The 9830-nt window shown below is 35.2% G+C and carries 8 protein-coding genes and 1 other annotated feature; all 8 genes read left to right on the top strand.

Translation table 11 applies throughout. The features are described from left to right. Nucleotides 1-133 precede the first annotated feature (133 nt). The 8 genes from rlmD to BFA01S_RS19025 all read left to right on the top strand — a co-directional run bounded on the left by rlmD (nucleotide 134) and on the right by BFA01S_RS19025 (nucleotide 9674). Complete coding sequence (gene rlmD, locus BFA01S_RS19060) at nucleotides 134-1504, top strand: 23S rRNA (uracil(1939)-C(5))-methyltransferase RlmD (RefSeq protein ID WP_066234557.1); 1371 nt, start codon at nucleotides 134-136, stop codon at nucleotides 1502-1504. A 362-nt stretch (nucleotides 1505-1866) separates the two neighbouring features. Further along, complete coding sequence (locus BFA01S_RS19055; RefSeq protein ID WP_066234554.1) at nucleotides 1867-2463, top strand: TetR/AcrR family transcriptional regulator; 597 nt, start codon at nucleotides 1867-1869, stop codon at nucleotides 2461-2463. Between the two features lie 33 nt (nucleotides 2464-2496). Continuing rightward, entirely contained in the window at nucleotides 2497-3396 is a 900-nt protein-coding gene (locus BFA01S_RS19050; RefSeq protein WP_066234550.1) for a macrolide 2'-phosphotransferase, read from the top strand. A gap of 418 nt (nucleotides 3397-3814) precedes the next feature. Then, nucleotides 3815-4089: a binding site (T-box leader), on the top strand. Nucleotides 4090-4178: 89 nt separating this feature from the next. Further along, nucleotides 4179-5036, top strand: a complete 858-nt coding sequence (locus BFA01S_RS19045) for an SAM hydrolase/SAM-dependent halogenase family protein (RefSeq protein ID WP_066234548.1) — start codon at nucleotides 4179-4181, stop codon at nucleotides 5034-5036. 109 nt (nucleotides 5037-5145) lie between these two features. Further along, nucleotides 5146-5709: an ECF-type riboflavin transporter substrate-binding protein gene (locus BFA01S_RS19040; protein ID WP_066234545.1), complete on the top strand. Its 564-nt coding sequence runs from the start codon at nucleotides 5146-5148 to the stop codon at nucleotides 5707-5709. A gap of 22 nt (nucleotides 5710-5731) precedes the next feature. Continuing rightward, on the top strand, nucleotides 5732-7444 hold the full coding sequence (locus BFA01S_RS19035) for an ABC transporter ATP-binding protein (RefSeq protein WP_066234543.1): 1713 nt from the start codon (nucleotides 5732-5734) through the stop codon (nucleotides 7442-7444). Continuing rightward, nucleotides 7435-8271 (top strand): energy-coupling factor transporter transmembrane component T family protein, encoded by an 837-nt coding sequence (locus BFA01S_RS19030; protein ID WP_066234537.1) that lies wholly within the window; start codon nucleotides 7435-7437, stop codon nucleotides 8269-8271. The genes BFA01S_RS19035 and BFA01S_RS19030 overlap by 10 nt, the downstream gene beginning before the upstream one ends. A gap of 353 nt (nucleotides 8272-8624) precedes the next feature. Continuing rightward, nucleotides 8625-9674, top strand: coding sequence for a GGDEF domain-containing protein (locus BFA01S_RS19025; protein WP_235843073.1), 1050 nt, complete (start codon nucleotides 8625-8627; stop codon nucleotides 9672-9674). Nucleotides 9675-9830: the final 156 nt, after the last annotated feature.

Genomic DNA, 9830 nt, shown 5'->3' with positions numbered 1-9830 from the left:
AGTGGGGGAGGAGAAAAACCCCCCACTGATAGAAGTTTCACTTTATTTAAAGGTTATCGGATAGCCTCAGTTTTTTAGTTTATTCCCTTATGGTAAGATAATAGGAAGTTTTTAATGAAAAGGAAGAAAATAAATGATATCGATCGAAAAAAATGAATATTATGATGTTACTTTTGAAGATTTAACACATGATGGGGCAGGAGTTGCGAAAATCGAAGGATTTCCTATTTTCGTAGCGAATGCACTTCCGAATGAACGTGCAAAAATAAAAGTGATAAAAGTGAAAAAAGGATATGCTTTTGGAAAAGTAATGGAGCTTTATGAAGAGAGCAAAGAACGTATAGAAGCACCCTGTCCTATTTATAAACAATGCGGTGGCTGTCAGCTTCAGCATTTAAGCTACAAGGGTCAGCTTGAATATAAAGAGAAGCAAGTGAGAGAGGTTTTAGCGCGAATTGGCAAGCTTGACTTAGAGACTGTCAAAGTCCATTCAACATTAGGAATGGATGATCCATGGAATTACCGGAATAAAGCACAAGTTCCAATTGGAGAGAGAGAAGGCGGGCTTGTTGCCGGATTTTATCAGCAAAGAAGCCATGAAATTATTGAAATGGAAAAATGTCTTATTCAGCAGTCGGAGAATGATAAAGTTGTTCAAGTGATTAAAGGTATTTGCCAGAAGTATGGAATAAGGGCATATAATGAGCAGAAGCATAAAGGCTGGCTCCGTCACCTTATGGTACGTTACGGCGTCACGACAAAGGAAATGATGGTTGTCTTTATAACAAGAACAAATGATTTTCCTCATAAAAAAGAAATTATGAAAGAAATAACAGAAAGATTTCCGAATGTAAAATCAATCGTACAAAACATCAATGCAAAACGAACGAATGTTATTTTTGGTGATGAAACAAAAGTTATATGGGGAGAAGAATATATTTACGATACGATTGGTCATGTGAAATTTGCAATCTCGGCACGATCTTTTTATCAGGTAAATCCAGAGCAAACGAAAGTACTCTATGAAAAAGCATTAGAATATGCGGAGCTGACAGGGACGGAATCTGTTATTGACGCTTATTGCGGAATTGGAACGATTTCTTTATTTCTAGCTCAGAAAGCGAAGCATGTATTTGGAGTGGAAATCGTTCCGGAAGCAATTGAAGATGCTAAGAGAAATGCAAGCTTAAATGAAATAACAAATGCTGAATTTGCAGTCGGTGAAGCAGAAGTTGTTATCCCGAAATGGTACAAGGAAGGAAATAAAGCAGATATTATCGTTGTCGATCCGCCTCGTAAAGGCTGTGATGAGGCATTGCTTCGTACTATTTTAGAAATGAAGCCGAAAAAAGTAGTGTATGTTTCATGTAACCCGGCTACGCTTGCGAGAGATTTGCACGTACTTGAGCAAGGCGGGTACAGGACCGTTGAAGTGCAGCCGGTAGATATGTTCCCGCATACTGTGCACTGTGAAGCAGTAGCGAAGCTGGAATTAATTTTGTAATCTCACAAATAAACATTTCCGATTTCCGGGTCTGATTCGGTTTTAATCCTTGTTCTGTCTAGGTGGGAAAGCACTATTTTAACTCGTGTTTTTTGTAAAGAATACGGAAAATGTAGAATAAAAAACTCTTAATAAACCGACCCTGACTTCGTTAAAAATTCTTTTGCGAATTTGGGGTCTTTTTTATGCGGAATTTTTTGTGGATGAATTTTAAAGGAGTTTAAAATCAAGTTGGACAGACAGAAGAATTACAAAATTGGGTATTATCCCCTTGACAGACTAATATGATTTTAATAATATAAAAACAAATAAACAATTTGTTTTTATATTATTAATAGTTTTAGAATGAGGTGAAACCGCTAATGCCCAAGTTCACAGAAGCAGAAAAAGAAAAAATTAGACTAGATATGATGCATACTGCACATCAGTGCTTTATTGCAAAAGGATTGAAAAATACCTCCATTGAAGAAATAACTTCTTCAGTTTCCATAGCTAAGAGCAGTTTTTATGTTTTTTTTGAATCGAAGGAAATGCTTTATCTTGATCTATTAGTATCAGAGGGGGAAGAAATTGAAAGACGAGTTTGGCCAAAAGTGGAACAAGAAAAGGATGTACGTGAAGCCATTAAGATTTATTTACGAGAAATGTCTGATGCGTTGGAATCCAGTATCTTAACACAAAGACTAATCACCAATCTTGAAGAATATACCGTGGTCTCTCGAAAGATTGATCCACAATATTCATTGACTAAGACTCTAAGAAGCATTGTTCCACTCATGGAATTTATTAAGAAGAATAAAGAGTTAAAGACAATCGTAGATGAAGAAATTGAGGTTATTTCTGGTGTTATTCGAGCTTGTTTAGCAATGGTTATTCATAAAAAAGATCTTGGGGAGGAGATCTATCCTAAAGTGCAAGAAATTATGTTTAATGCTGTAGCAAATCAGCTTGCAATATAGAGTTAAGAAAAATAATAAATAGGAAGTGACAAAATGAAAGAAACAGTTTTAGATATTGCTGCTAGATATGGGTTGGTTCTTAAAGAAGAAACGTTAGAATTTAATGAATCAGGGCTCGACTTTCAAGTAGTATTTGCACTTGATCAGCAAGAAAATGAATGGGTGCTTCGATTACCTAGACGTGAAGATGTGATGCCAAGAACGAGTGCAGAGAAAAAAGCATTGGATTTGGTGAATGAGCATATCATTGAGTTCGAAGTCCCAAATTGGACGATATATACTAACGAACTGATTGCTTATAAGAAGTTAAATGGGGTACCGGCGGGTACGATTGATCATGAGATACAGAATTATATATGGGAACTTGATATTAATAATGTACCAGATTGTTTTTATGAAACACTTGGTAAGGCATTGGCAGCTCTGCATAAAGTGGCAATAGAGAAGGTAAAGGGCGTTGGATTAACAGTTCATACACCTGAAGAAGCAAGACAGTCAATGAAAGAACGAATGGATGCTGTAAGAGAAGAAATTGGCGTAGGTGATTCTTTATGGACTCGATGGCAGACATGGATAAAGAATGATGAAATGTGGCCAAAGAAAACTGGACTTATTCATGGTGATGTACATGGAGGTCATATTCTGATTGATAAAGTTGGAAACGCAACTGGTTTGATTGATTGGACTGAAGCAAAGGTGTCTGATGTATCAAATGATTTTGTTATACTTTACAGGACTTTTGGGGAAGAAGGCCTCGAATTGCTAATCAATGCTTACAAAGAAGCAGGTGGATATGTATGGCCTAAAATGAAAGAGCATGTGCTTGAATTAGAAGCGGCATATCCTGTTAGCATTGCAGAATTTGCTATTCTATCTGGTAATGATGAGTATTTGCAGATGGCAAAGCAGGCATTACAAGTAGCCGAAGCATAGTCAAACCAATAGAGGATCATTTAGACAGATTATTAATCGATTTTTGAGAAGTATCTAATAGAAATTATGTTCCATATAGATTAGAATATATTTCTCCTATGTAACCCAAAAATAAATATTTTTCAGTTAAAATAAATATTTCCGATTTCCGGTTCTAACTCAATATCATCCTGGGTTTGTTTCGATACGAATCTAGGTTTGAGGGGGATTTTGTGAAATTTGCATTTTTGTTATACAAATTTTATAAATATATTGTTTTCTTTTTATTTTCACTGTCAATCAGTAGCTGTTATTCTATAGAATTTAAGGATAGATTACTTGAACAATTGAATGATTTTTCAGAAATATCGGAAATTTATCTTGCGTTTTAAAATTTTACTGTTTATAATTACATTCATAAATCGACAATATTCGAATAGTAAAGACGTTGAAGAGGGAAAGTAAGATTTAGCTATTTTTCATCAGAGAGCTTCGGTAGCTGAAAAGAAGCAAAAATACGAATCTGAACAATGGCCTCTGAGTTTCGTGCTGAAAATATCCTTAGGATATTAGTAGGCGGCGACGAGTAATGGCACTCGTTACAAATGCCGAAGTATTAAAAATCAGCTGATTTGCGTACTTATGAAGGCTGTATATGTGAGTATACAGTGAATTAAGGTGGTACCACGTTGTTAATCCAACCACGTCCTTATTCGTTATAAAGCGAGTAATGGCGTGGTTTTTTTATTTTCTATTTTACGCGTAAATAGGAGAAATTTAAAACAACATTGGAGGACATAATGATGAGCAAACATTTAGTATTACAGACAGACTTTGGTAAAGGAGATGGGGCAGTTAGTGCAATGTACGGAGTTGCCTTATGTGTTGATTCTGATTTAAAAATATTCGATTTAACGCATGATATTCCACAATTTAATATTTGGGAAGGATCTTACCGTCTTTATCAAACAATTTCTTATTGGCCGGCTGGCACCGTTTTTGTCTCTGTCGTTGATCCCGGTGTAGGAACAGACCGTTTAAGCATCGTTGTGAAAACAAAGCAAAATCAATATGTCATAACACCAGACAATGGTACTTTAACACATATTAAACAAAGTATAGGCATTGTTGCAGTAAGACAAATTGATGAAAAAGTAAATCGCCTGCCACGCTCGGGAGAATCGTATACATTCCATGGCCGTGACGTATATGCATATACGGGTGCTAGATTAGCTGCAGGGGTCATTTCATTCGAAGAGGTTGGGCCAGAATTGAATGTAGACGATATTGTTGAATTACCAAATCCTTTGCCAAGTCTTGAAGATGGTATCGTTCATGGGAATATCGATATTCTGGATATTCGCTTTGGAAATCTGTGGACAAATATTCCTCGTGAATTATTTCTTAAAGCAGGTATCCAATATGGGGATTCTTTAGAAGTAACTATCGCTAACGATACGCAGCAGGTGTATAAAAATATTATGACGTTTGGTCGTTCATTTGCGGACAGCCGTTTAGGTGAACCATTACTTTACGTAAATTCACTCGATAAGTTAGGTGTAGCCATTAACCAAGGATCGTTTGCAAAAGCATATCATATCGAAATGGGATATAAGTGGAAAATATCTGTTCGCCGTGCACCAAAAATTATTTATAGTTAAGGCTAAAGGATAGAATAGCATTCTATGAGCAAAGAGCACTAAAAAGAGCATTACTGTACTTATTTATATAATTATTATATTTTTTAAACTTTGAAAGGATTGATGAAGCATGGAGAAAGGCTTATCTATTAAAACAATCGTTGCAATTGGGATTGGTTCTGCTGTATTCGTCATTTTAGGACGTTTCCTCTCGATTCCAACAGGCATACCAAATACAAATATTGAAACTGCTTATGCTTTTCTCGCTTTGATGGCAATTATTTTTGGCCCAATTGCTGGCTTGTTAATCGGTTTAATCGGACATATTTTGAAGGATGCTATTTTCTATGGTTCCCCTTGGTGGTCTTGGGTAATTACGTCTGCATTTGTAGGTCTATTTATTGGTATAGGGGTTAGATTGTTTAAGAACTCTATCCAAATAGAGTCCGGTATATTCGGTACAAAGCAGATCATTTTGTTTAACGCTATTCAAGCGATTGTTCAAGCACTTGCCTGGTTTTTCATTGCTCCGTCACTGGATGTTTTAATTCATGCCGAACCAGTGAACAAGGCATATACACAAGGGGCGATCGCCGGTATTTCTAACGTTGTTACGGTAGGTATTATCGGGACGATTTTAATTGTATCTTATGCAAAAACACGTAGTAAATCTGATAGTTTAAGGAAGGAATAGATCGTAGATAAGGAGACTCATCATGAAAAAGCCGATCATTTGTTTTGACAACTTTACATTTAAATATCGTAGTCAAACAGAACCGACTCTTCAGCAAATTAATTTGACTATTTATGAAGGAGAAAAGGTTTTAATTGTTGGTCCTTCTGGATCGGGGAAAAGTACGCTGGCCCATTGTATTAATGGGCTTGTTCCTTTTTCATATAAGGGAGATATAGAAGGTAGCTTAATAATTAAAGACCAGGAAACGAGTAATTTAAATATTTTTTCTCTTTCAAAGATTGTTGGTACAGTATTACAAGACTTAGACGGACAATTTATTGGTTTATCCGTAGGTGAAGATATTGCCTTTGCTTTAGAAAATGATTGTATAGATCAGGAAAAGATGAAGGAAAGAGTAGCAGAAGTAGAGAAATTAGTCGATTTACAAAACTATGAAACTTCTGCTGTTCATACGCTTTCCGGCGGTCAAAAGCAGCGTGTATCTCTTGCTGGAGTGATGGTTGATCAAGTCGATGTCCTGCTGTTTGATGAACCGTTAGCAAGTTTGGATCCTGCAACCGGAAAACATGCTATTGCACTCATCGACCGTATTCAAAAGGAAACAGAGAAAACAGTCGTTATTATCGAACACAGGTTAGAAGATGTTCTTTATCGTCATGTCGATCGGATTATTGTGATGGATCAGGGGAAAATTGTTAGTGATTCTACACCTGATGAATTACTTGCATCTAAAGTGCTTGAACAATGCTATATACGTGAACCTTTATATGTTAAGGCACTTAAATATGCAGGTTGTGACATTACGTCAGAGATGCATATAGCTAATGAGCAGATCCTTGATATTAGCTCTTGCAAAGCAAAACTGCATCTTTGGGCTGAACATATCCAAGAAAACGAAGGCGAATTAGATCGTGCGCCGCTCCTACAGTTAGAAGATGTCCGCTTTGGTTATCTGAAGGGTAAAGAATTGATTCACGGAATCTCTTTTACTGTCGGGGAAGGAGAACTGATTAGTATTGTCGGTAAAAACGGTGCAGGTAAATCTACTATAACGAAGCTTATTTGCGGCTTTGAGAAGGTAACATCCGGGAAAATTTTATACCGTGGGGAAGATATTACGAAGATGTCGATTAAATCTCGAGCAGAGCGCATTGGAATTGTTATGCAAAATCCAAATGAGATGATTTCTAAACATATGATTTATGATGAAGTCGCTCTAGGTTTAGTATTACGTAATGTTCCGGAAGCGGAAATTAAAAGGCGAGTGGATGAAACGTTGAAAATATGCGGCTTGTATCCGTTTCGAAATTGGCCAATCTCCGCGCTAAGCTTTGGTCAGAAAAAACGTGTGACGATTGCCTCCATTCTCGTATTAAATCCGGAAATTTTAATCCTGGATGAACCGACAGCTGGTCAAGATTTCCGTCATTATACAGAAATAATGGAATTCCTCGTTGGGCTTAACAAATTAGGAGTAACCATTTTAATGATTACACATGATATGCATTTAATGCTTGAATATACACCGCGTGCCATTGTCATTGCTGATGGAAAAGTTATTGCTGATCAAGATGCGGTAGAAGTATTAACAGATGAAGAGATTATTGAGCAGGCAAATTTGAAAAAAACTTCGCTATTTGATTTAGCTGTAAACGCAGGTATGCAGGATCCGCATGCGTTTATTAGAAAATTTATTACTTTCGATAGGGAGGTAAGAAAGACATGGCAGTAGAAATGTTATCTTATATCGATCGAAAGTCGCCGGTTCATCATTTATCAGGTGTTACAAAACTTGTTATTTTTTTAATGTGGTCAGCAGCTTCTATGTTGACATATGATACAAGGGTGCTTTTCTTCTTATTTTTATTAAGTATTATCTTTTTTAAAATTTCCCGTGTGAAATTAAGTGAAGTGAAATTTGTCTTAATTTTTATTTTAGTATTTTTAGTGCTTAATAATATTGGAATATATCTTTTTTCGCCGCAGGAAGGTGTAAGGATATATGGTACAAAACATATTCTTTTTGATATTACAGGGAGATATAATGTAACGCTGGAACAGATTTTTTATCAATTTAATATTACGTTAAAATATTTCGTCGTTATTCCGGCGGCACTGCTATTTATGGTTACGACCCATCCAAGTGAGTTTGCTTCTTCTTTGAATAAAATTGGGGTTAATTATAAAATTGCCTATGCCGTATCTCTGGCTTTACGGTATATCCCGGATATTCAACGGAATTTTAGAACGATATCGCATTCACAGCAAGCACGTGGAATTAATCTTTCTAAAGATGAAAATTTTTTTAAACGTGTAAAAAATGTTTCCGCAGCCATTATGCCGCTTGTCCATTCCAGTCTAGAGCGGATTGAAGTGATTAGCAATGCGATGGAATTAAGAGGATTCGGGAAAAATAAGAAACGGACATGGTACAGTGCCAAGCCGTTTGGAAAACGTGATTTTTTGATAGTATTAATAGGCTTAATTATTCTTGCAGCTTCCATTATTATTACTTTCCATGATGGCAGCAGATATTATAATCCATTTATTAATCGTTAATATAAAGGTGAAGATTGGTAGATGCATTATAGGATTCACGAAGCATTATATGATTATTTATAATAACTGTTTAATGAAAATATCCTGAGAATTCGTATAGAAGAGAAATGAAAATATTAAATCTGAAAGAAATAAACCACTCTATCTAGTTAACATTAGAAGAGTGGTTTATTTTTTATATATAAAATAGTTCTAAATTCTTATATTAATGATTTATAATAGTAATAATAAATACCCATATTTTACACTGGATTCACACTAGATTAATAAAGTTTCAGTAAATTATAGGTAAGAATGTCAACTCTCCTCTAAATTATTTAAATATTCGAAAAAATAGAGGGTGTAAAGAATATATGAAAAATGAATTATTCATTAAAAACAATATAGGAGATGAAGGTGAACAAATGTACCTAGTTATTGGAGATATTGTAGAGAAGGTTAATATAGTAGCTCCTTCAACAAAATGTGAGGATGTTTATAAAATATTTGATGAAAATCCCTCACTGGAGGGTATTGTTGTATGCACAGGTGAACAGCCGATTGGACTCGTCATGAAGACGCAATTTTTCCAAAAGCTTTCTACTAAATACGGTTTCGATCTTTTTATGAAACGGACGATTGATCTTGTAATGGATCAGGAGCTGTTAGTCGTAGATTTTTCTGCTCCTATAGCTGAAGTGAGTACGCTTGCGATGAATCGAAAGCAAGCAAACCTGTACGATTATGTAGTTGTTACAAAACAAGGATCCATATATGGAATAGTCAGTATGAGGGATTTAATCATTAAGCTGTCGGAAGTTCAAATTAATATTGCTCGTTATTCTAATCCGCTTAGCGGTTTGCCGGGGAATAATGTTATTGAAGAGAAATTACAAGAGATACTTACTTATGAAAATTTCAGTGTGTTCTATTTAGATATTGATTTATTTAAAGTTTTTAACGATACTTACGGTTTTAGAGAAGGTGATGTGTTACTGAAAGAAACTGCTAATATTATATCGGAAACGATTTTAACTTCTGCTAATGAACCTTCATTTGTTGGACATATTGGAGGAGATGATTTTATCGCTGTTATTCCTCATTATGATCATGAATTGCTATGTGAAGCGATTATTAATCGTTTTGATCAATTTATTTTACGCTTTTATTCAGATGAAGAAAGAAAGAAAGGATATATTCGAGCCATTACCAGACAGGGGACTGTTGAAAATGTTCCTTTAGTCAGTATTTCCATTGCCGTTGTTCAAAATAAAAATTTTATCATATCAACAGTTGAGCAATTAAGTAAAAAGGCTGCTGAATTAAAGAAAAAATGCAAAGAATTTAAACATAGTGTTTTTCTTACATTAGATGATGCAGAAGGAGAAACGGATGCAAGTCAATATGAGGAATTGGTAAGATAATAAATAGTAATAATTTGTTGTAAACTATAGAACCTAATGGAAAGGTTCTTTTTTATTTCAGAAAATTAATTGAATTTATATAAATTTGTAGTAGGATAAAGCAGGAGAGTTATAAAGTGAAACTTCTATCAGTGTTGGTTTTCCTTATCCCCCACT

It is taken from the genome of Metabacillus fastidiosus NBRC 101226, assembly GCF_001591625.1.
Classification (GTDB): Bacteria; Bacillota; Bacilli; order Bacillales; family Bacillaceae; genus Metabacillus; species Metabacillus fastidiosus.
The sequence above is the reverse complement of the archived record's forward strand: the minus strand, read 5'-3'. Positions and strand labels throughout refer to the sequence as shown.